Origin of the sequence: Ferruginibacter lapsinanis, assembly GCF_020783315.1 — a bacterium.
GTDB lineage: Bacteria > Bacteroidota > Bacteroidia > Chitinophagales > Chitinophagaceae > Ferruginibacter > Ferruginibacter lapsinanis.
In genome coordinates, this window is the sequence record NZ_CP086063.1 from 2,660,935 (window position 1) to 2,683,418 (window position 22,484).

General features: G+C 37.7%; 20 protein-coding genes. 4 read left to right on the forward strand and 16 right to left on the reverse strand.

Annotated elements, in window-relative coordinates; translation table 11 throughout:
* Positions 1 to 219 precede the first annotated feature (219 nt).
* Both LK994_RS11230 and LK994_RS11235 read left to right on the forward strand, forming a co-directional pair.
* A complete protein-coding gene (locus LK994_RS11230; RefSeq protein ID WP_229760175.1) occupies positions 220 to 816 on the forward strand; it encodes a PepSY-like domain-containing protein in 597 nt (198 codons plus the stop codon).
* Between the two features lie 286 nt (positions 817 to 1,102).
* Positions 1,103 to 1,816 carry a hypothetical protein gene (locus LK994_RS11235; RefSeq protein WP_229760176.1) on the forward strand — a complete coding sequence of 238 codons (714 nt, stop codon included), beginning with the start codon at positions 1,103 to 1,105 and terminating at the stop codon, positions 1,814 to 1,816.
* Positions 1,817 to 1,851: 35 nt separating this feature from the next.
* Here LK994_RS11235 and LK994_RS11240 read toward each other — a convergent pair whose 3' ends face one another.
* From LK994_RS11240 to LK994_RS11295, 12 genes are all read right to left on the reverse strand, one after another.
* Positions 1,852 to 2,826 (reverse strand): c-type cytochrome, encoded by a 975-nt coding sequence (locus LK994_RS11240; RefSeq protein ID WP_229760177.1) that lies wholly within the window; start codon positions 2,824 to 2,826, stop codon positions 1,852 to 1,854.
* A 14-nt stretch (positions 2,827 to 2,840) separates the two neighbouring features.
* The gene (locus LK994_RS11245; protein ID WP_229760178.1) at positions 2,841 to 3,257 is read right to left on the reverse strand and encodes a DsrE family protein; all 417 of its coding nucleotides are present in this window, start codon (positions 3,255 to 3,257) and stop codon (positions 2,841 to 2,843) included.
* 267 nt (positions 3,258 to 3,524) lie between these two features.
* Entirely contained in the window at positions 3,525 to 5,105 is a 1,581-nt protein-coding gene (locus LK994_RS11250; RefSeq protein ID WP_229760179.1) for a T9SS type A sorting domain-containing protein, read from the reverse strand.
* 93 nt (positions 5,106 to 5,198) lie between these two features.
* Positions 5,199 to 5,660 (reverse strand): hypothetical protein, encoded by a 462-nt coding sequence (locus LK994_RS11255; RefSeq protein WP_229760180.1) that lies wholly within the window; start codon positions 5,658 to 5,660, stop codon positions 5,199 to 5,201.
* Positions 5,661 to 6,211: 551 nt separating this feature from the next.
* On the reverse strand, positions 6,212 to 6,760 hold the full coding sequence (locus tag LK994_RS11260) for a hypothetical protein (RefSeq protein WP_229760181.1): 549 nt from the start codon (positions 6,758 to 6,760) through the stop codon (positions 6,212 to 6,214).
* Positions 6,761 to 6,899: 139 nt separating this feature from the next.
* Complete coding sequence (locus LK994_RS11265) at positions 6,900 to 7,664, reverse strand: SGNH/GDSL hydrolase family protein (RefSeq protein ID WP_229760182.1); 765 nt, start codon at positions 7,662 to 7,664, stop codon at positions 6,900 to 6,902.
* A gap of 118 nt (positions 7,665 to 7,782) precedes the next feature.
* On the reverse strand, positions 7,783 to 8,697 hold the full coding sequence (locus tag LK994_RS11270; RefSeq protein WP_229760183.1) for a hypothetical protein: 915 nt from the start codon (positions 8,695 to 8,697) through the stop codon (positions 7,783 to 7,785).
* 79 nt (positions 8,698 to 8,776) lie between these two features.
* Complete coding sequence (locus tag LK994_RS11275) at positions 8,777 to 10,111, reverse strand: alpha-amylase family glycosyl hydrolase (RefSeq protein ID WP_229760184.1); 1,335 nt, start codon at positions 10,109 to 10,111, stop codon at positions 8,777 to 8,779.
* 241 nt (positions 10,112 to 10,352) lie between these two features.
* Complete coding sequence (locus LK994_RS11280; protein ID WP_229760185.1) at positions 10,353 to 10,655, reverse strand: hypothetical protein; 303 nt, start codon at positions 10,653 to 10,655, stop codon at positions 10,353 to 10,355.
* The gene (locus tag LK994_RS11285) at positions 10,642 to 10,998 is read right to left on the reverse strand and encodes a phage holin family protein (protein WP_229760186.1); all 357 of its coding nucleotides are present in this window, start codon (positions 10,996 to 10,998) and stop codon (positions 10,642 to 10,644) included. Before LK994_RS11285 ends, LK994_RS11280 begins: the two co-directional genes overlap by 14 nt.
* Before the next feature lie 46 nt (positions 10,999 to 11,044).
* Positions 11,045 to 11,257 carry a YtxH domain-containing protein gene (locus tag LK994_RS11290; protein ID WP_229760187.1) on the reverse strand — a complete coding sequence of 71 codons (213 nt, stop codon included), beginning with the start codon at positions 11,255 to 11,257 and terminating at the stop codon, positions 11,045 to 11,047.
* A 166-nt stretch (positions 11,258 to 11,423) separates the two neighbouring features.
* Positions 11,424 to 11,966 carry an ester cyclase gene (locus LK994_RS11295; RefSeq protein ID WP_229760188.1) on the reverse strand — a complete coding sequence of 181 codons (543 nt, stop codon included), beginning with the start codon at positions 11,964 to 11,966 and terminating at the stop codon, positions 11,424 to 11,426.
* 63 nt (positions 11,967 to 12,029) lie between these two features.
* On the opposite strand from LK994_RS11295, the gene LK994_RS11300 reads away from it, so the two are divergent.
* Entirely contained in the window at positions 12,030 to 12,176 is a 147-nt protein-coding gene (locus LK994_RS11300) for a hypothetical protein (RefSeq protein WP_229760189.1), read from the forward strand.
* Between the two features lie 129 nt (positions 12,177 to 12,305).
* Here LK994_RS11300 and LK994_RS11305 read toward each other — a convergent pair whose 3' ends face one another.
* From LK994_RS11305 to LK994_RS11310, 3 genes are all read right to left on the reverse strand, one after another.
* A complete protein-coding gene (locus tag LK994_RS11305) occupies positions 12,306 to 12,749 on the reverse strand; it encodes a lipocalin family protein (protein ID WP_229760190.1) in 444 nt (147 codons plus the stop codon).
* Positions 12,750 to 13,100: 351 nt separating this feature from the next.
* Positions 13,101 to 13,223 carry a hypothetical protein gene (locus LK994_RS14550; protein ID WP_262907803.1) on the reverse strand — a complete coding sequence of 41 codons (123 nt, stop codon included), beginning with the start codon at positions 13,221 to 13,223 and terminating at the stop codon, positions 13,101 to 13,103.
* Between the two features lie 257 nt (positions 13,224 to 13,480).
* Positions 13,481 to 16,444, reverse strand: a complete 2,964-nt coding sequence (locus LK994_RS11310; protein ID WP_229760191.1) for a fibronectin type III domain-containing protein — start codon at positions 16,442 to 16,444, stop codon at positions 13,481 to 13,483.
* Positions 16,445 to 16,632: 188 nt separating this feature from the next.
* On the opposite strand from LK994_RS11310, the gene LK994_RS11315 reads away from it, so the two are divergent.
* A complete protein-coding gene (locus LK994_RS11315; protein WP_262907805.1) occupies positions 16,633 to 19,743 on the forward strand; it encodes an FG-GAP-like repeat-containing protein in 3,111 nt (1,036 codons plus the stop codon).
* Positions 19,744 to 19,806: 63 nt separating this feature from the next.
* Here LK994_RS11315 and LK994_RS11320 read toward each other — a convergent pair whose 3' ends face one another.
* Positions 19,807 to 22,197 (reverse strand): right-handed parallel beta-helix repeat-containing protein, encoded by a 2,391-nt coding sequence (locus LK994_RS11320; RefSeq protein WP_229760193.1) that lies wholly within the window; start codon positions 22,195 to 22,197, stop codon positions 19,807 to 19,809.
* Between the last annotated feature and the right edge of the window lie 287 nt (positions 22,198 to 22,484).

Here is a 22,484-nt window from a genome sequence, read left to right on the forward strand (position 1 = left end):
ACTTCCATTAACTATGCAAGATGTGAATTATGCAACTTTTTATTGAAATGATGTAACAATCGCTAAGCATCTTCAATCTACATTCGCATTGGTTTTCGTAAGGTTAATAAAAATTTAATCGGAGCGGATCTCTATCTGCTCCTTTTTATTTTTCACTGCTTGTTGTAACAGGCACTTAATTCGCTTCTTAACAAATAATATATATCAAACTAAAAATTTATGAAAAAGAAACTAATCGGTTTTACGGCAATTGTTATGACAATATTGATCAGTTGTAATAGTGCTGAAACTAAAACAGATGACAAAGACACTGTAGTTGTACAGGAAAAAACTAAAGAAGTGACTACCGTATACAAAACAGTAGAAGTAGCTCCGATAGTACGAACAAAATTTGTTGAAAGATATCCTGCTGCAACAGATGTACAATGGGTGAATTACCAGGATGTGCCTGAAACAGTAGTTGATTGGGATCTTACCGGCCAGGCTCCATTAGATACGATGGATTATGCCGCTAATTATAAGATCGATACCACCAGTTTCTGGAGTTGGTATACATCTCAGGGCGATTGGATATATACAGTATCTACCATCTATAGTGCAGAATTACCTGATGCAGTAAACAAAACACTTCAAAGTCAATTTCCAACTTATACTATTACATCTATAAAAAAGGAAAATGATAAAAACAGAACAGCTTACCAGGTAAAAATGGAAAATGGTGAAGATAAAATGACTGCTTTGATAGATGAAAAAGGAAACATAATGAAAAAGAAAGGCAAAGTAGACGGACAGAAGATAAAAGAAAAGAATTTGTAAGCGTATACTTTAAGTAAATACATTTTACAAATGCACAGGTTTATGCCTGTGCATTTGTGTTTTATCACTATCAAAGTATTCCCACATATGGTAGTTATAAATGCACACACAATGCAATGAATTGACGCATTGATTGCAATGTATTACGATTATTAATGTAAGAGCCGATAGAATATAACTTGCGATCTGCAAAGGCTTCATTTAAAAATTACTATTGCATCTCACATTCTCAAGTAGTAATTTAGTTTCCCTTTTTTCAATTTTTTACTTTTTAAATTTTACTAAAATGAAAAAGCATAATTTGAATCTGCCATCACAACGCAGGGAATTTTTAGGAACGCTTGCCACAGGGGTAGCAGCTTTTGGTTTAACCACACTTGCTGCACCTTTACATTTGGGAGCTGCCAGCCTTCCTTTATCCGATGAAGAAGATAATTTACCCGATGACCCTGAAGCCTGGTTTGCCAAAATAAAAGGTAAGCATCGTATTATGTTTGATGTAACTCACCCAAAAGAAATAATGCCCTTTGTATGGCCACGGGTCTTTCTCATTACCAATGAAAAGACAGGCGCTACTGCAAAGGATTGTGGTGTAGTAGTTGTATTGAGGCATGATGGAATTCCTTATGCATTTGAAAACAGGCTTTGGGAAAAATATAATTTTGGTGAAATATTCAAGGCAGATGATCCTGCAACAAAAGCACCAGCTATTCGTAATCCATTTTGGAAACCTAAGAAAGGAGACTTTAAAGTTCCCGGATTTGGTGAAGTGCCTATTGGCATTAATGAATTGCAGGATAGCGGCGTAATGTTTTGTGTATGCGATGTTGCTATTACAGTGTATAGTGCTGTAGTTGCAGACAAAATGAAGATGACCGCAGCTGAAGTTAAAAAAGATTGGCTATCCGGTTTATTACCAAAAGTAAAAGTAGTTCCTTCCGGAGTGTGGGCAGTTGGCAGAGCGCAGGAACACGGTTGTGCTTATTGTGCGGTAGCTTAAGCAGGTTGCATTTTTTATTAAAGCCGTTATCATTGTTATAACGGCTTTTTATTTGCCTTTGCTATCTCTTCAAATGGACCGTATTTATGTTGCTGTGCTGAAAAACTGTCGGCATAAGGACCAAAAGGATAGTCAACGGGTTTATTGGCTATTTCCGGCCAATCGTAATTAAAGAATACAACAGGCCTTTGTTTGGAAAGAATGAATGCAGCCACATCCCACGCTTCTTCATCTGTAAGTTCTGGCTCGGCAGGAGTATTTTTATAAGGCATGTTATTTTTTACAAAAGCAGCCAGCTTTGTTATGCGATACATTCCTGCACTAACGTTGTAACTATGTTGCCCCCACAAAGGAGGATATATATACCCACCGGAATCAATTTTTGCAGTTCCTTCGCCATCTACACCATGGCAACGTGCACATTTTGTTATAAATATTGATCTGCCATGTTCCGGATCGGCGGCTTTTTTCAAATAGGGCAATGCTTTAAAATCTGTTCCTGCAGAAGGTTTTGATCCTTTCGGAATATCTTTACCCACCCAGTTTATATAACAAACAATTGCAGACATTTCTTTACTGAGGCTGTCTATTTTTTTTCCGTTCATGCTTCTTTCCATACACTCATTTACACGAAATTCAACAGACTCTATTCTGCCGCTTCTGTTTCGGAATTTAGGATAAGTGGAGGCAACCATTGCAAAACAATTTGCATTCAGTCTTGTGCCGGCATCCAGATGACAATTCTGGCAGTTCATCCCATTGCTGATAACAGCAATAGTTCCTTTAGGGCCAAAATATTTCGATGTGTTGGCAATCAGTTCTTTTCCATAACGGATAAGGTCACCCTCTTTTCCATCCGGTAACAGATAAAAATTGGGCGCAGCCCACTCATTTGTTTTAATAGTTTCTGCCGTAGATATTGAAGCCGAATAATACAAAACAGAAGATAACACAAAAAGTATCAGCCAGGAGAGTGGTACATAATATGCAATGAGCCTGTTTTTTTTCATACCCCTTACTGTTGTTAATGTGCAACTTTAATGTATCCCCAGCCTTCATGTTCCTTTGTAATGATCTCATAAATACCATCGGGCACCACTTCAATACCGGCTATCAACTGATCGGCGGTAATATTGTTACGTTTCATAGTAACAGCGCATACTTTAAAATTCACGTTCTTTTTTGTTAGTAATTGCTGTATTGCTGCCAGTTGTTTAGATTGGTTGTTTACAACAAGATTAATTGCCTGCCCGTACACAACCACTTCAAGTGAAGCATCCGGGTTTGCGTTTTTTATCAGCTCCACTTCACGAACTACTGCCTGTTGGCTTACAGAATCTTTACTGCTGATATCAAAGACAACTTTATAGTTGGGTAGTTGTGTATATGCAGTGGAGTATAGCAACAACTGCAACATGATGAATAAAATATTTGCTTTCATGACAGTAAAATTTAACTGCTGAAAGTACAAATACTTTTAGCCAATTGCAAGAGATAAATAATGCAGAGGGAAATATGTATCCATACATATATCAATGAATATAGTAGTGCAGGATAGTGTGTGGAACAACAGAGAAAGAAAAGAGATTTTTTACTACGTATAGTATCGTGTAAAATAATTTGTTATAGATAAAAATGAGCGATGCACTGGTAGGTATCAAGTCATCCGCCCTAAAGCGGAAGACTTGCACCAGTGAGCCAGCTAGGGTTATTGCTTTATAATTCTTTCTACTTGTCTTTGATCGTTGCTCATCAATTGCAATATGTATACTCCTTTAGACAAGCCATTTACATTTATGTCATTTACACCTTCTGTACCATTTCCCGTCATAATTACTTTGCCGCTCATATCATTTAACCGATATTGGAATTTTGCCAGGCCACGTACAGTAATATCATTGTACACAAACGTAGAAACAGTAAATGCTTTTGATGTTACTTCACTGTTCTTTAAAGCGATGACATTTGAAAAAACAGTTTCGCCGGTTGTTGAAGTAGCTGTTAATCGATAATAAATATTATTGCTGTTTGCAGATGGGGTATATGAATAACTTTTCTCAGCAACAGGGAAACTATGTACAGGTTTAAAAGTGACGCCATCTATTGATGCTTCTATAGTTACTGATCTTAAAGGCTCATCAGCAATGATATTCCAGTTAAGGTCATGCTTGTTATTATCTTTTTTTCCAGACAACACAATGCTGCGTATGGGTAACAATACAGATGTAGCTCCTCTTAAGCGGTATGATCCGAGGCTGTTATATTGGGTTGCGTTTGCATTGTCAGAACCATTTACCACCAGGTAATAATCTCCTGAATTTAAAACCGTATCTATTGTAACGCTCAGGATAGTAGGTTGATCAAATGTTCCTATAAGTTTTTTTGAGGCATCATACAATTGCACTCTAAGATCAACATCAGCACCATTATTATCCGGGCCAACGCTAAAAGGAGCTGCTTCCAAATGAAAATTGGCGTTCTTAGCTATCTTAAATTTAAATGCATCCTTATCTGTAGAAGTAGAGATCAAACCATCTGCATTAATATTGATCGGGTCAAGCAAAGTTGGTGATACATTAATATCATCAGAATGATCATCTGTTCTGTAAGAGAATCCATTTGAAGAAGTAATAATAGAAAGATTATCCTGTTTTAAGGAACAGCTCAGTGGAGTGGGGCCATTGTTCCAGCTACTCATATTTCTGTAATAACTGTTACCCATAATAGGAGCCCAGCCAATTTCTCCGGTGCCTTGTCCTTGATTATAGACTGCAGTTCTGTTGCATGAGTTATCATAACTTGATTGGTGATCCAAGCCTAATGAATGGCCACTTTCGTGTGAACAACATTCAGCAACCATTTTTGGACTATTGGGGCCTAGTTTGTCGCAAAAAACAAAACAAGGTGTATCATCTCCCCAGGTAAATGAGTTCTTGTAAGTAACACCTCCAACGCCGGGATACCAGCTGCTGGTAGGAGTAACTACAACTCTTATTCTTTGTGTTAACGGAGCTGCTAAATAAACAGTGCTGTCGGTTGTAATGTTGATGTTGAAAGGTCTGTAATCTTCCGATACCCTGTTAAAAATTTCTGTTATTTCTGCATCTGTCATTGGTGAAGGCGCACAGTTGAATGGCACTGCATTATTCCACACGGGATTGTCTACATAGTACCCGTCGAAATCAAGATAAATGGTCGCTGCAGCCGTCGGCCAGCTATTCAACTTTGGGATGCAGTAACCATTTAACGAAATGAGTAATAACACAAGGAATGTTAATAGCTTGTTCATGATATTGGATTTATAAAGAATAACAAGTTGGCGCAATTGTAAATATTTTTTTGTCTGACATATATGCTAAAGATTCGTGTATTTCTTGTCTCATTATAATTGAGTGCAAGCTGGTAATATTTCGTCCATATTTATTTTTACAAATTGATAAGTATCATCTGCATTCTTTTTCAGTTCATACCCGTCTGCAGAGTTTTGCTGAAAAATATGTCCGGTAAAGACTGGTTTGTTATTTTCATCAATTCTTTTTGAAATTGAGAAGATAGCATCATTGTAAGCAGATAGCTTAATGGCCATAGTAAACAGCTTATTGTATTTAGCTGTATTACTAATAACTGTGCCGCTGATATCCAGCTGACCCGAAATAGAGGTTTGCATTTTTTGCTGTCCTTTGGGAAACGCAAAAAAATTGTTCAGATCAAGAGAGGTGCAAGTGATCGTTCTAGGCATTGATTTAAAAAGCGGGACTTTAACTAATTGGTTGCTTTGTGCAACACTTGTAACTGTTATACAACTAAACAGTACTACATTTAAAATGGCAAGGCGTCTTTTCACGTTAATTTTTTATATAATACTTAATAGAAAAACTTGAAATCGTTTCATTACAAAAGTCAAGTTGTCTTTTGCTTATTTAGTATCAGATAAAATTAAGGTTACGTTTTAACAGGGGGGAGGCGTTCAACAATCGGACACAAAAGTAGTGTACGTTTTACATATTTTTTAATGTATAACGTATGTTTATTTACGGAAACGTTCTCGGAGAGCCGTAAATTACTGATGCTCAGGATGTACCCAAAAACTGCGTTTATACGTTATTTTGTAGTCTTTTTTTGATAATTTTTTTTATGATTGGAAGATGAGTCGGAAAATCTTTGATTCAGCATGTACAAAACAGGTAATAATCAAGTATTTAGTACTATAACAGTTGCCTTGAAATACATCTTTTACTTTTTTGAGAAGAATTTTAACTCGGAAATATTTGTGGGATGGTAATAAATAGCCGCAGAAACAAAAGGTGATTATCCATTTCTATATAGCTATTACCATGCATATCAATGTAGTAGTTAAATGATTGTTGATTAAGCTATGCAGAATGAATGAGTATCTTAATCAAAGATCGTAACGATCATGTTACCCCAAACATTTCCGCAACCCCAACCTGTATTATCGGCAGGAACAACCTGGATGGTGTGTGCACCTGCTTGCAGCATTCCTCCGTAAGTGAAGTAAGCTTCTGCCCATTCAGTGTTTGTTGTAACACAAAGTACTGCTTGAACCAGTATTCCATCGATGGTTAGATTTATATCATGCCTGCCTAAAGCAAGTCTGATAGATTTACCAGTAACTGTTATTGCTGCAGAGTCTGTAAGTGTGAATGAATAATTATAAATAGGAGTATGATAGGGAGCAGGACAGGTAGTAACGGGATCAGTAACACGTATTACTCTTGTTTTTTTTCTACTTTCCCAGGTTGCCAAACCACTGTTGTCGCTGGTTAATACATAGCCGGCCTTTTGTGTACCATCTGTAATTTTTATATTACCTCCTACATCTAATTTGGCTTCCGGGGTTGCTACACCGATACCTACATTTTGAGCAATGACACAAGTGATGAAAGCAAAAAAAGTAATAAGAGATAATACCAGATGTTTCATGTCTTTTATTTTATATTGTATAAACTTACTACTAATTACTTTGTAAATGGAATAAAATGCAATTCCATATCAAGGGCTAAGCGTAGCGTTAATGGCAGGTGAAAGTATTGAATAAAATAAATTACAGTAGTTTTCTATATCAAAAATAATTTTTGATATAGTCCCAAATCAGATCAGCGATCATCCTCATTCCTTTGTCTGATGGATGTGATGCAACGGAAGCATCTTTAAATCTCTTTCCGGCCATATTTGTAGAGTCCTGCGATAAATTTGTTGTGGTTATAAAGGGGTAGTTGTTTTTGATGGCATATTGCCTGATCATATCGTTTACATCACCACCTTCAACTGTCCATAGGTGGTACCTTGTATACTTATATCCTTTTGGCCAAAAACCGTCGGCAATTACTCTTTCCGCTTTTTTGTTTGGATCTACATAATTGATGAGTTTGTCGTAATGCGCTATGAAGTTGCTGTCCTCTGCTTTTTTAACATCCACATTTTCAGATATTTTCAGGATCAAAAGATCAGGGTTCTTTAAAGAATCAAGTTTTGAAAAATTGTAAGAAGTAAAGTTTCGTTCAAAGTCAGATATGTTTTTGAAATGAACAACAACAGTGCTGTCTTTAAGGTTAATATTACGGATAAGTAAATGCACAAAATCACTATCCTTCGTTGATGCGGCCATTCCCCAGTCGCCATACCATTCAACAGCAGGATCAGGAGGAAGCCTGACGATACTGTTGCCTAAGATCAGTACTGTTTTTATTTTCCCGATCTTACTGCTATCAATACGGTTATGAACCACAGCTGGTGTTTTTTTGTTGCTACAGGCAACAAAAAAACAAACTAAGAGTATGAGACCGGAAGAGATCAGTATTCGATTGATGAAAGTTTGTTTTTTCACTTTGTATATGATGACATTTTTTTATTTGCAGTATCTGGCACATCAGAAAGCAACTCAATGATCAACAAATTGATCAATCCAATTTTTGAATCACTTACTCAAAATATTTGTATTTATCCTATAGATGATTCCGTTGTTTGTATTGACTTATAAATACAAGGATCCAATTGTCTTCTTTTACCATCTTGTTGGAATTTCTTTCGAGTATTTCAAGCATGCTCAATATTGTCTCATTATCTGTATCGATTTGACTAATGTTATCTGCCCAAACGCTGCAAGATGTTACAAAACTATTTGCAGCGGAGAGGTATGTTGTTAAACTGTCATACAGTTCGTTTTGTCCACGGGTAAGCCCCAGGGAGGCTAATTCGTTTTGATAACTTTTAATATTCTCGAATAGCCCCTTGCAATGGGTGTCTTTGATCTGTGATGAATAATAAGGCCATGCGCTACGGTTGAAATTGCCTTGTCCATCCATTTTCATGCTTCCCTCCAGGTATTTTAAGAGCGTTTTTATTTTGGGGCGATGAATGGCATCCTGTTGTGTATACATATCAAATAGTTGTTTTGCTTTTTTATCAACTTCAACTACTTCAACGTTTTTATTAATGGGCTGTTTGGGAGGGGCAGTAGTTGTTATCTGTTGCGGAGGCCTGTTGAGAATGATAACAGCTTTACCCATATTCAGTTTTAATTCTTTATTTGTCAGTCCTTTTATTTCCCATTCAGATATTGACTTGTCATCGGGTCTTAAAGGATTGTTCATCGTAACGATCACTTTATTTTCTTCCTTGTTAAATTTCCATGTGCCCTTGAGAGAATTGTATAAATATTTTCCATCAGCAGCAAAATCCATTTCTGTATTACGAAAAATGACGTTCGCCTGTTTCAAAGTCATAGAGTCGAGTTTTTCTTTATCAGCAACATCTTTAAATTTCCATTTGCCTTCTATCAGTTTTGTTTTTTGAGCGTTAGTTGTATTTACGAGGAGGCAGAAAAACAGGGTTGCCAGGTAGAGGTATTTGCTTGTCATAAATGCTTGTGATAAATGTTAAATATTACTTTAGTGTCAAATATATTTTAGTTTTATTGCTCACTTGTTATTTGCCGTTCTATAACTCATACACCACATATCCCCATGGTGGCATATTCCATTTTTTATTGGTTATCATTACTTTTGAGCCCTTAAAAACATTGTATGCTTTGCCATATAATGTTTTATCTTTTATAACCACAGGTTGCTGATGAGCAGAAAAATTTAGAATTACCAATATCTTTTTTCCTGCTTTTTCTCTTACAAATGCATAAATCGCTCCGTCGTTTCCTGTGCTTAATTTTTTAAATGAGGCATCGGCAGAAAGAGCTACATTTCTTTTACGAAGATCAAGCAAAGTTTTATAAAATGCAGCTCTTTGAAGTTTATTAAAAGTCATCGGGTCTTTATCGAAAAACTTTAGTGCTCTCAATACCGGTTCTTCCTGCCCGCTATAAATTAATGGAACACTGTTGATCATTGTTTGTGTAAATACAGCAAAAGGCTGATGTACGTTGCCGGGGAAGGTTCCATAGTCTGCTTTGTTCCAGCTGTTTTCATCATGGTTGCTTGTAAAGTACATTTGAATAGTATTGGCAGGATACATCTTGTCATTTTCCTGCTTAATGCTATCTAAACCAAATGCAGGTCTTTCACCCTTTGCAATCTTTTCCATCATTTTAAACATATGCCATGGATAAACAGCATCAAAACCACTTTCAGGAAGATAAGCACTATCACCTTCTGCAAGCATGAAAATACTTTTCATCTTTTTTAATTGAGGGATACATTTATGCCAAAAAGAAGCAGGGATATTCCAGGCTACATCGCATCTGAAACCATCTATATCTGTAGTGGAGACCCAGAATTTCATAGCCGCTATCATACTATCCTGCATTACAGGGTTTTTATAATTCAATTGCCTGGTGTCTGCCCAGTCGGCAGCCATAGCTGCATTACCATTGCTATCTTTTACAAAGAAATCGGGGTGTTCTGTAAGCCATCTGTTATCTGCACCTGTGTGATTGGGAACCCAATCAATGATCACTTTCATTCCCTTATTATGTATTGACCGAACCAGCTGTTTGAATGCAGCGATCGAACCAAATTCAGGATTAAGGGCTGTGTAATCGGATACAGCATAATAGCTTCCTAAAGAGCCTTTTCTATCTACCTTACTGATAGGGTTAATGGGCATGAACCAGATCGTTTGTACACCCATCTTTTTTAAACGGTCTACATGTTTTGAAAATGCAGCTAATGTACCTTCCGGTGTATACTGTCTAACATTTACCTCATAAATATTGCCTTGCATTATCCAGGAAGGATGGCTGTTGGTGCCTGATACATTTATCTGACAGAAACCAACAACAGCAATCAACTGAAACAGAAGGATAGATAATATTTTTTTCATCATGAAAATTTTAGTAAGCAGGTAAGGTTTACTTTAAGCAAAAGCCATTGCTTGTGTAAAACGAATATAGTTTTGTGTGTTCAGGAATTGATTGACTGTTTGCTCAAGACTTAACCTAAATGTATAATTAAAAGTTGATTTTTTCAACTACTGTTCATCAATTTATAGCTGAAAATAAGAGGGAAAGATCTTATGTATTTGTGCTGTATTAAATAGGAGAGGGTAATGCCGATACCGTAATCTATCTTTCTGCTTTTGACAGATGATCTGCAAACAGCTTTTCATCAAATTTGTTTGCCATTTTCTTTGCAAGAAATGATACGCCGAAAACAAAAGCATTTTTTACAATGCTGCGAATACTCAGTCCCTCTTCCGGCTTTTGGGTAAATGCTGTATTGAAAAGGTCTTTTGCAATGCTTACAGGGTGTAAGCAATCTTTAAACTGATCCCAGTTATATTGTAATTCTTCTTCCAGTTCCAGCTGGCGCAACAGAAGACGTCTTTTTTCCTTTTGTAAATGCTTTATACTTTTAATCTTCTTCATGATCGTTGAATATTTTTTTGATCAAAGCATTCATTACGGGTAAGCGTATGAGTCTCTCTCTTGCGATCCATATAATGATCGCAAGTAACAGATGCAGGCAGCCTACAATCAGGAACCCCGACCAGGAACTTCGGGTGTATTCATTTAAGTAAATGGATAAAGCAATACTGGCGAACAAAATAAAAAACAAGAACAAAGAAGCGGCTATAAAGATTGCGATGGCGCTTGAGATGATATCTGAACATATCTCTGCTACATCAAGTTTAACAGACTCGATCCTGACATTTACATATTCCTTTACAGTGCCAATCATCTCTTCGACTTTGGCGAATGTTTCTCTCATTATTTTTACGCTTCATTGATGCTATGCCTGTCTGATCAATTGCTCTCTACGCAAATTCACTTTTTCTGTCTTTTGCGCCGTTACCATGATGTCTTAATTGTTCCAGTTTTTCTTTAGCGGCATCAGTAATTTTTTTTGTTCTGTCGCTTATCTTTTTCCTGGTTTCTACTCCTTTATCAGGAGCATACAATACGCCTAATATACCGCCGATAGCTGCGCCGACAGCTAATGCTGTCAGTAATTTACGATTAGTATTCATGATGTAAAATTTAAGGTGATGTGTTACTTAAATTTAAATAAAATAATTTGTAAATGCCAGCAATGGAGCTATTATTTTTTTTAAATTTCACATGTGATCAATGATAATAAACCACTGCCTGTAAACCAGTGGTTTATTGATTATTGATCGAACGTATTTTGAGATGCTACATTTTTTTAGGAGCCATCTTTGTTGAATCTGCAGGAGGTGCTCCTCCCATCATTCCCATTTGTGCCATCATACTCATATTGTCAAAAATACCCCAGCGTTCAACAGCTTTATCTCCTTTGATAACAACGATGTCAATGCCATCCATAGTAAATGATTTATTGGTTGCCGGCATTTTTCCCATCGGACCGGTATTTGTTCCATTAATGGTAACATACGCTACTACCGTATCGCCTTCAGCCACCATGAATTTAGTTGTTACTTTCACATCCGGTATTCCGGTCATCATATCAGTGAACTGAGCCTTCAGGTCATCGGTGCCTTTTCCTGAATGGCCGGGATCGGGATTGTGGTCAACAAAATCGGATACACAAAATGAATCGATCATTGCAGGAGCATGTGCATTGAATACCTGGTCATAAAATTGCTGCATCCTCATTTTGTTATGAGCTTCGGTGCCGGCCATATCACTGCCGGCTGGGCTGTTTTTGCAGGAATAGATACCTGCTGCTACTAGCAGAAATACAATAATTTTTTTCATATGCCTTAGTTTTAAAATGAACGGATAAAAGTAAATATTGACCTCGAAAAATGCAATGGTTTTGTGCCGGATTTTTTTGTGATTGTACAATATGTTGAAGATCAAAAGGAGGGAAGACAGATAGCCGGAATAGCCGTTGAAACAATAGGTAATAAAAAAGGGCTCATCATAGAAATGAAAGCCCGGTTATTACTAAAATATTCTACATAGTAAACGTATAGTATTAAACTCTATTGTCTTTTTCTGTAATTATCATAAGAAGTAGAATTTATTCTACATGCTTACTTATTTACAAACACAGATGTGTAGACGTTGCTTTTGCTATGCTATGATGGCTGACTATTTTCTGAAAGTGAATCTTACTTTTATAGGAGTACTACCAACGGTGCCAAAATCTGCTTCTGCTACAAGTGTGCTACAATCAAAAGAAATGATAGTGAGGTCATCAAGATTGAAGGGCCCTACAGATCCGATATTCAAATGACCGGTAATATCAATATCCCAATTACCGGTACTGCTTTCATCAGTAGTACAAACAGTGCCTGCATCAGTATAGGTATAAGTGCCGTTAGCATTTAAGGTAAGTTTATTATCTCTTTCACAGGCTTCTGTATAATAGCTGGTAACATCTGAGTAAGTACCACCTCCGCCACTTTCAACTTTTACAAAACTATAAGTCCCGGCAAGGTCAGCCATGGAGGTCGGGCAGCTTTTAGTAGCTTCTTTTTTACAGGATATTATTGTAATTGCTGCCAGAGATAAAAACAGGAATACTTTTTTCATGTATTGATTTTTATAAGAGTAGCATAAAGAAATGAAGTGATATACGTTTGTTTACTTTATGCTAAAGCAAATATATTATTAAAATAGGATTGTAGGATATTTGTAACAGTTAGGTTTAGATATTCTTCATTTTGTTTTGTATCTATATGTATCATTTGCAGGGACACAAATCGTGGTAGAGAAATTCGTTAAAATAAGGGATAATAAAAAAGGGCTCATCATAGAAATGAAAGCCCGGTTATTACTAAAATATTCTAAGTAGCAAACGTATAGTATTAGTTTATATTGTCTTTTTTTGTAATTATCGGAAGAAGTAGAATTTATTCTACAAAAGCCCTCTTAAAATTAATTTCAAGGCGCATGGACTAAGGCACTGTCGGCAGGTGTAGTAGTGCCGATACCAACACTTTGCGCTGTAAGAATTGTACTTAGTAACAAAAATAATGCAGTAACAGATGCGTATAGAGGTCTCATGAAAATAGGTTTATAGTTTTTGAAACTTACACGATAGCTTTAAAAATAATATTTCACATTTGGTTTTTCAAATTTTTACCAGATTTTTTCTGAAATAATATAGAAAGGAAAAGTTATAGTGGTAGTTACCTGTATTAGAAATTGAGGATAGTAGAAAGTAAAATAACAGTGTCGTTTGCAGCAGATGAAATTATCAACGTGTTTGATTTACTTTCAGCTGTTGGCACAATGATTTGTTCTTTCCAAGAATTTATTCTCTAATGCACAATGGTTAATTTATTGCCTTCTGAAACTGTTATGGTGGCTGCTGCGGTTCTTATATTTAAACTATTACAAACAGCATCGGTTATGTTAACCACTACATTTCCGCTGTTTATTTTTACATCTGTATTGATAGTTGGAATAGTGCCGCAACTCCAGTTGCCCGGAACATTCCAATTATTATTAACAGCACCTGTCCAGGTGTTTACCATTTCAATGCTAAAAGTATGACTGTATTTGAAAGTACTTACGGTATTAGCAACATAGTTTAGCAAGCAGCGATATTGGTAACCGTTATATGTGTCCGGTATATTTGTTAATTGTAATGTTTTTGTTGTAGCACCTGCATAGGTACTGTTATTAGAAATATTTGTAAAGCCGCTGCCGGTATTTACCTGCCATTGATAAGTGGCCTGGTACTCATCGGCGTTAGAAACAAATGTAGTGTTAGTGCCGGGACATATTTTTGAAACAAGGCTGCCACCGCTGATAAAAAAATTATTTAATGCGCTGGGTTGAACTTCTATATAATAATCTTCTCCATATTTTCCGAAAGCAGTGGGAGGAAATACAAGCTCCGTTCCGGCATATACACCACTGCAGGCAGTATTGGTATTTAACACCTGTAATAAATTATATTCAACCGAAGCGTCGGCCTGTTTCAATAGTTGCAGTTCTTTTTTAGTGAAATATATTCTGATATATACATAGCTGCTCCCCGAAGACAGATTGTTTTGACTGGTAAATGAAACATTCCTGTTAAGTAAATAATTGCCGGTTGGTGTAGAGCGTAAAGATGAATCTGAAGAATGAGTATACACCTTTGTATTGATAGCTCCTAAAAGGTTATTCGGGAATATCTCTGCTACAATTTTTCCTTCAGTATCAAATATGGGCAACCATCTATACATGTCATCTAAATTTACAGTACTGCTCACCGTTATAGAAGGGTTGCTTACACAATTACCTCCGGCTGATATGGGAGGTAGTACGCTGGCAGTAGTGTCTTTGGCACCAATACCCAGGCGGCCTGCGGTAAAAAAGACATATTGACTGTTAAGTGCATCAGGTAACATTCTGAAATAGATCGTTTCGCCTGGAGTTCTTCCCGTTAACGAAATTTTTGCCTGGTACCCTTCCGAAGCCCAGTAAGGATCGTCGGGGCCACCATCTCTGTCGCAGGCTATTTCCGTAAGGTTGCCGCAGTCTCCGCTATATGCTATCAACATACTATTATAAGCGCTGATACCAGTATTTGATGCATTTAATGGTACATTAAATGTTTGTACCACCACATTGCCCGTAGCCGGTACCGTTACCTTGTACCAGGCATCGTTGAGAGGGTTGGTTGTACCGCTTCCATTATTGATCAATGCACAACTGCTGGATAATCCGGTAGTAGGAACTGCTCTGCTTAGGTCTATGGTTTTAATGCTTGTACAAAATCCTTTGCCCACTATCAATTCAACGGCATCGGAGCAGACTTCATTGATGATGCCCGTAGAGATACTACCGGTATATTTGACCCAGCTACTGCTGTTACCTGATGCACAACGGTTCCTTACATACACGCTATAATAAGTGAGCGGCTGAAGGCCGGTAACATCTGCAAAAGTATTGGTGGTAGTTCCGCTGGTAACCAACCCTGTCGCTCCACTTCCTCCGGCTCCGGATAGCCGCACTTCCCAATCGTATCCCACCGAAGGGCTACTGACACTCGGTGCACCCCAATACAACAGGAATCCATCTTTACGCACATTGGAATAACTTAAATTTGCAATGCTTCCGCAAGCAGTGGTATTAGTAGTAAATGTTGTTGCACCACTCCATACTCCGTAAGAAGGACTGGTACAATTTGTTTTAAGATAGAACTTATAGGTAGTACCCATTGCTAATCCTGATAAATTGATGGAGTCGGCTGCTGCTATATTTCCGGAGTTATATAAACCGGAGAAGCCAGAGCCAGGAAGACCACTTGTTCTTACTTCCCAATCATAACTGACAGGGGTACCCGATGAAGGTGAGGTCCATCTGATAGTAGCTTTGTTGGTACCAATACTATCGGCGGTAAAATTTGTTGCGATGCCACAATTCGGATCGGGGCCGATATCAATGAATAAATTATCTAACAGCATCTGAAAATTATACGCACCAGCAGGGGTATAATTATGTATACCGATATAATAAATGCCTGTTTGCGGAACGGTATAAGAAAATGAAGCCTGTTGTAAACTTGTGTTATTAAGACTGTTACTGTAAATGACACCGCTGGTCATGGCAGATGCTACCGGTGCTTTACCAAATTTAATTTCAATTTGATTGGGGAAGCCTGCAAAAAGTACCCTGTACCAAAATTGCATTCTGTAGTAAACCCCCTGTGTTAAATTAATAGCAGGAGTGTATATCCAGTCATTAGCAGCATTGGCTTGTTCTGTAGCGTAAATGATTGCATTAGGAGAGGAGTAAGGGGCAAAAGAACCTGATAAACTGGTATTAGTAAAGGTATTGCCACCATTAATATTTTGAACGGTGAAACAGTTGGGTAATGCCGGAGCAGTTACACCATCAAAATTTTCTGAAAAAGGAATGCTGTTTATAGTGCAGGCTGTTTTAATACTTACCGGCCCTGCCCATGCACTGGTGGATGATGTACATGCAGTTCTTACATATATATCGTATGTAGTGGCGGCGGTAAGGCTGCTGACGTTAATGAACGTATCTGCTGTATTGCCACTATTGATAAGACCTGTATTGCCTGAACCTGCGGCTAATCCGCTTGTACGTGCCTCCCAATCATATGTAGCACCTGCATTACCTGCAGGTATATTCCACTGAACACCAATAGAAGTTGTAGTTAATGAAGTGATCTTTATATTAGTTGGAACATTGCATATTTGAGAAAAACAAAGACCTGGTATTATAACAAAGATGAGGTAGGCAGCGGAACGAATTAAATGCATGTAAAATTTAAATTTTCGCAAAAATAGCTGCATTGAGTTAAAAAAGACTTTTTTGTCTTTTAATAGTTGGAATTGCTGGCTTGCAGATAGGATAGGGAATACCTCCGGCAGTTGGGGATAAGGGCAAAATAAAAATGATTAACTTTAACGCCACAATGATCAAATTATAACGGCTAGAATAACATGTCATGGGTTTTAAAAAGGAGTTGCTTTTAATTGTACTTGTTTTATGTATACATAACGTGTATGCGCAAGTTCCTGTGATAAATTCTTTTAGTCCTGTGACTGGTAAAATCGGTACAATTGTAACTATCACCGGTAGTAACTTTAGTACCAATCCTGCAAGCAATATTGTATATTTTGGCGCTACCAGGGCAACTGTTAATTCAGCTGCTGCAACGGCTTTGTCAGTAAGCGTTCCTGCACAAGCTACTTATGCTCCCATTAGTGTTTTGGTGAATGGCTTAACGGGGTATTCCTCTCAATATTTCCAGGTAAAATATGATGGCGCCGGGCAGGATTTTGATAATGCTTCCTTTAGCTTTTATAGTGCATATCTCACCGGCATATATGCCGCAGGCACGACTTACAGTTCTCCCAGGAAAATCCTCTACACTGATATAGATGGAGACAGCAAAGCGGATATTGTTGCTATGAATAGTAATGTTTCTACTGTAGCAGTATTGTTGAATACAAGCACACCGGGATCAATAAACTTTTCGAGTTATGTGCCGATACCAATCTCAGCATTAAAGATAGATATGACCACAGGGGATTTTGATGGAGATGGTAAAATAGATATAGCAGTTAATGATGCGAATAATCATAAATTCAGTATTTTAAGAAATACAAGTACTCCGGGCAACGTATCATTTGCCAACCAGTTTGATATGGCATTTGACACTATATCTTTTAGTATAGCCAATGGGGATATAGATGGAGATGGTAAGCTGGATATCATTATATCTGAATGTTATTCCTCTAAAATATTGATCTATAGAAATACAAGTACTGCAGGTAATTTGTCGTTTGATAGTAAACTAAGTTTTGCAACAGAGGCTAAGCCCTGGGATGTAAAAGTAGCCGATCTTAATAATGATCAAAAACCGGAAATAATTGTTGGGTATGACAGTGTAGCAAAAGTTTCTGTGTTTAAAAATAATAGTAGCCCCGGAATAATTTCTCTTTTGCCTAGAGTGAATTTTAAAGCCGACAGCCGCACAAGGCGTATTGCTATGGGAGATGTTGACCAGGACGGAAGGCTTGAAATTTGTGCAAGCAGCCTTAATAGCATTTCCATTTTCCGTAATACCATTACTGATGATATCATACAATTTGATTCTGCCTTTACTTTTATAAACCAGTATGCATATTATCAGGATCCGGATCCGATTGCCGTGGATGATATGAATGGGGATGGTAAACTCGATATTGTAACAGCAGGAGTTGACCCTGATCTCGATTATCCGGAAACACGTTCATTCTTTGTGGCAAAAAATATAAGCACACCTGGAAATATAGCTTTTGCTATCCCGGCACGATACGACAATGTCTGGACTCCCGGTATTGCCTTAGGTGATATAGATGGGGACAATGCATGTGATTATATTTCCGGGGATTATGCGTCCAGTTCTGTAAGGGTAAGGAGAAATCAAACAGCTGATCCAACATTAAAATCATTTTCTCCGGCATCGGGTGATTCGGGTATTGTACTAACACTAAAGGGGTACAATATGAATAAAACCACAGTTGTATCACTTGGGGGTGTGCTGTTGGATTCATTTAAAATAATAGATCCGCAAACTATTACTGTTGTTGTGCCCGGCGGACTTAAAACCGATTCTGTAGTAATCAGATCTGCCATTAGTTATAGTGGAATGACAGGCTTTACATATACCGGGCCAATGATCACATCCTTTACTCCGAATAAAGCAGGACGTGGAGATACCATAACCATTACAGGTAAAAATTTTACAGGAACAACTGTAGTGAAATTTGGCAACACCAATTGCCGTTCTTTTATTGTAAAAGATTCTGCACATATACTTGCGGTAGTAGATACAGGCTCAACTGGTAAGATCTATGTATCCTCACCTGCAGGCTATGGTGATATTTCGGGGTTCAGTTTTTTTAATGGACCTGCTATCAGTTCTTTTACTCCCACTACAGCAAAAAAGGGAGATGTTATTCAGATATACGGGCAGCGCTTTACCGGGCTTATCGGTGTTAGGTTTGGAGATATCAGTGCTTCTTCATTTACTTTAGTAAATGATAATGCTGCTACTGCTGTTGTTAATTTTGGTAGCTCAGGTGATGTTACTGTAAGTACATATGGTGGTTCAGCTACCAAAAGTGGCTTTACACATACCACAGCTTATATAAAAAGAATTTATCCTACCTCAGGTGCAACCGACGATACAATCACTATCATAGGCAGTAGTTTCACCAATGCAACAGTAGTTAAGATAGGAACGATCAATTATAATGCGGCATCATTTACTGTAATAAATGATACCATGATAAAAGCTGTGGTTGGTGTTACAGTATCAGGAAGCATATTAGTAAAAACAACCGATGGTGTTTATTCTAACCCAGTCGGGTTTACTTATATTTCCAATACACCACTTACTGCATTTTATCCCACTACTGCAAAAACAGGTGATGCAGTTACTATCTATGGATTGAATGTTGAAAATGCATCAAGCGTAACATTTGGAGGAGTGCCGGCCGCTTCATGGAGTGTAAATGTAGCTTCACAAATTACTGCAATAGTAGGTAATGGTGCTTCGGGAATTGTAACAGTAGTAACCCCTTCAGGTACTTCAAGTTTAGCCGGATTTACCTATGGAGTTGCCCTATGTTATAATCCATATAACATATATACAAGTATTCATTCCACCTTATCAGGAAGCACCTATCAATGGCAGGTAAAAAAAGACAGTACCGGGTTTGTAAATATTCCCAATGGCGGTAATTATACCCTGGTAAATACCTCTTCGCTATCATTAAATAATATACCCACCAGTTTTTATGGTTATTTATACAGATGTAAAGTTGATGGAAATTATACTGTTCCCTATGAGTTGAAATTTGCTGACACATGGACAGGTGCATCGGGTGCTGCATGGGAAGATGGTAGTAACTGGAGTTGTAATTATCCCCCTGATGCAAATACAGATGTTGTAATTATTAACGGAACCGTATCTCTAAATTCTGATAAAACTGTACGAAGTCTGACGGTAAAAGCAGGAGCGAAGGTTACAGTAACCAGCGGTCATACACTTACAGTGACGCATTGATCCTTTGCTTTGGTACATGTTCTGCAAGCTTGCCGTAATTAATTTTTATAGATCCCGGTCATATCAAAACAAAGTAAGTGTGTATCCAGAATTGATCGTAAAATTTGCTGAATTTGAAACTGAAAGACTTCTGCACGAAGTAGTAGAATTTAAAATAACAGTACCGCTATTAATGATCACATCAGTGTTCGCATCAGGCACTACACCACAACTCCAGTTGGCCGGATTTTCCCAGGCAGTAGTGCCGCCGGCACCAGTCCAGGTATCTGTGAATTTTAAAGTGAATGTATTGCTGTATGTACTGTTGCTTACATAACACCTGTATTGATAGCCATACCAGGATGATGGAATGTTATTTAACAGAAGCGTAGAAGATGAAGCACCACTATAATTTATTCCATCAGTTACGTTCGTAAAACCGCCACCGGTGTTTACCTGCCATTGATAACTGCTGCCGGTAATATTGGAGACCAATGATGAATTGACACCACCAGGACAAAGCATATAATTAAATCCTGTTTTCGTTATTGTTCCGTTAGCTGTTGTTACTGAAACAGCACCAAATGTTCCGTTACCAACAACAGCTGTTATCATTGTATCTGACACAACTGTAAATGATGCTGCGGCAGTTCCCCCAAAACTTACAGCCGTTGTTCCTGTTAAACTCGATCCTTTAATAGTTATGATAGAACCTGTAATGGCATTTGTAGGTGTAAATGATTTAATTAATGGAGGACAAGTTGATGAAGCCGTCCATGCAAAAGCACCTTTGCCGCTAACGTCTTCATCCACCACAGCATTACCACCTCGGCCCGAATAATTCATGCCGCAATAAGTGCCATTGCCATTGGGAGAACCATTGAAACGCACAAACATTCCTCTTTTAGCACCAGAATTATTGTTATTGTTATAAGGATATTCTTTTCCTGTATTGGTGATCGTTATGTTCTCAAAGATCAAATTATAAAAACCATCGCCAGCGGTCTTATTAAAATAGATGCCATCATTTTTAGAATCGATGATATCGATATTATAAAACTTAACGTTCCTCACTTGTGTGCCGCTAACACTGGTGCACAAAAGATCGATAGCTCCAACAGGATTATTATACAGATCGTTAAAAGTGCCGCAGGCAATTAATGTAATATCATGAAACACATGCTGACCTGTAGCATTAAAGGTAACGCCGGGAAAAGTATTGTTTGCCCTGAGGCCGGCTTCCAGATTGTCTTTTACGATGATGTTATACGCCTGGTTATTTTTACCTCCGTAGATAGCTACCCCAGAGGCACGCCAGCAATTTTCTGAGGTGTTGTAACGAAAAGTATTATTGATACATTCCTGCCCGTTAGCACTCCAGATCGCCATGTCATCATCACCGTTATTCCTGAAATTACTATGTTCAACAATTGAATTTAATGTACCCTTACAAAGGTTAAGGCCATCAGCATAATTATTACGGAAGCGGCAATTAGAAACAGTAAATCCATCTGCAACTGATGGCCCTGTACCGGAGTAATTAGCGATCCATGCGCCACATTCAAAATGCTCGGCCCATATATTTGTGATAGTAGAGCCCGAAGTGTACACGCCGTTTATTCCTTTATAAGAATTACTTCTTGATGCATTATTGGTGGTTAGGTAAAGGCCATCATAACTGATGTTGCTGGCATATCCCCAAAGTCCTCCATTATTAGATGTTCCGTTGGTAAAATTGAGTTGGGTATACCACATGCCGGCACCTTGCAATTTGGTGTTGGCAGTAGTGAACTGAATTAAATTATTGATATTATAAATACCCGTCGGTACAAAGATCGTTTTGCCACCATTGCTATTGATAAAGCTTTGCAGATCACTTCCGGTACCTGAATAAACTGCAGCGCCTACAGGTGCTGTTATTGCAGCCGGTACAGGTTCCAGTTCAGCAAAATCAATAGATACATTGCCGCTTTCTCTTACCAGTTTCAATTTACCATTCACCGCTATTTTATCAGGCAGTTTATACCGTACTTCATCAAACCTCATTTTAGGGTTTTTATTTGAGACCCCGCCATTATTCGGATTGCCGTTATTCCAAAGTGATTCCCACGACCATTTGGTAGTTAAGGTGATCCCTGTTATGCGAACATTATCTACATATACGCCAATAACATCTGTTTCTCCGTTAGGAATAGAATACCTTATTACCAATCCGTCTGCTGCTTCAATCACCGTCCATTCAACAGCTGCATTGGCGGCGCTCATATTTACACATATCTGGTCAGATGCTTCCGATTGAAGATCTGCCTGTGCGTATGATTTAGCAGTGGCAAATGCACCACTTGATAAAACGCCTGCATTGGCTTCATATCTTTTATACGGTGCATCATAATAGCCACGTTGCGCAAGCACATTTACAGCATTGGTTATAAAGAAGAGGGTAATGATTGAAAACTTTACTAAAATGTTGTTCATAACAGGCAAGTCAATTAGAATTCCGGAGATTACTGAGCGTATAACTTTTTATAAAGGTATTAAGAAACGGGGGCCTGGTAGTTTATATAACATATGTATAAGAAATATTAACAAAAAAATGAATTTACATTGCGTAAGTAGCTGATTTACATTGCAATAAAAACAAATAAAAAAAAGATGTATATAGTTGAATATAATGATAGAAGTTGGAATTTGTGATCACTTTTAGGTGATTTCTTACGGGTAATGTCTTCGGCACATTGCGACAATTATAAAATTGGTGGTAT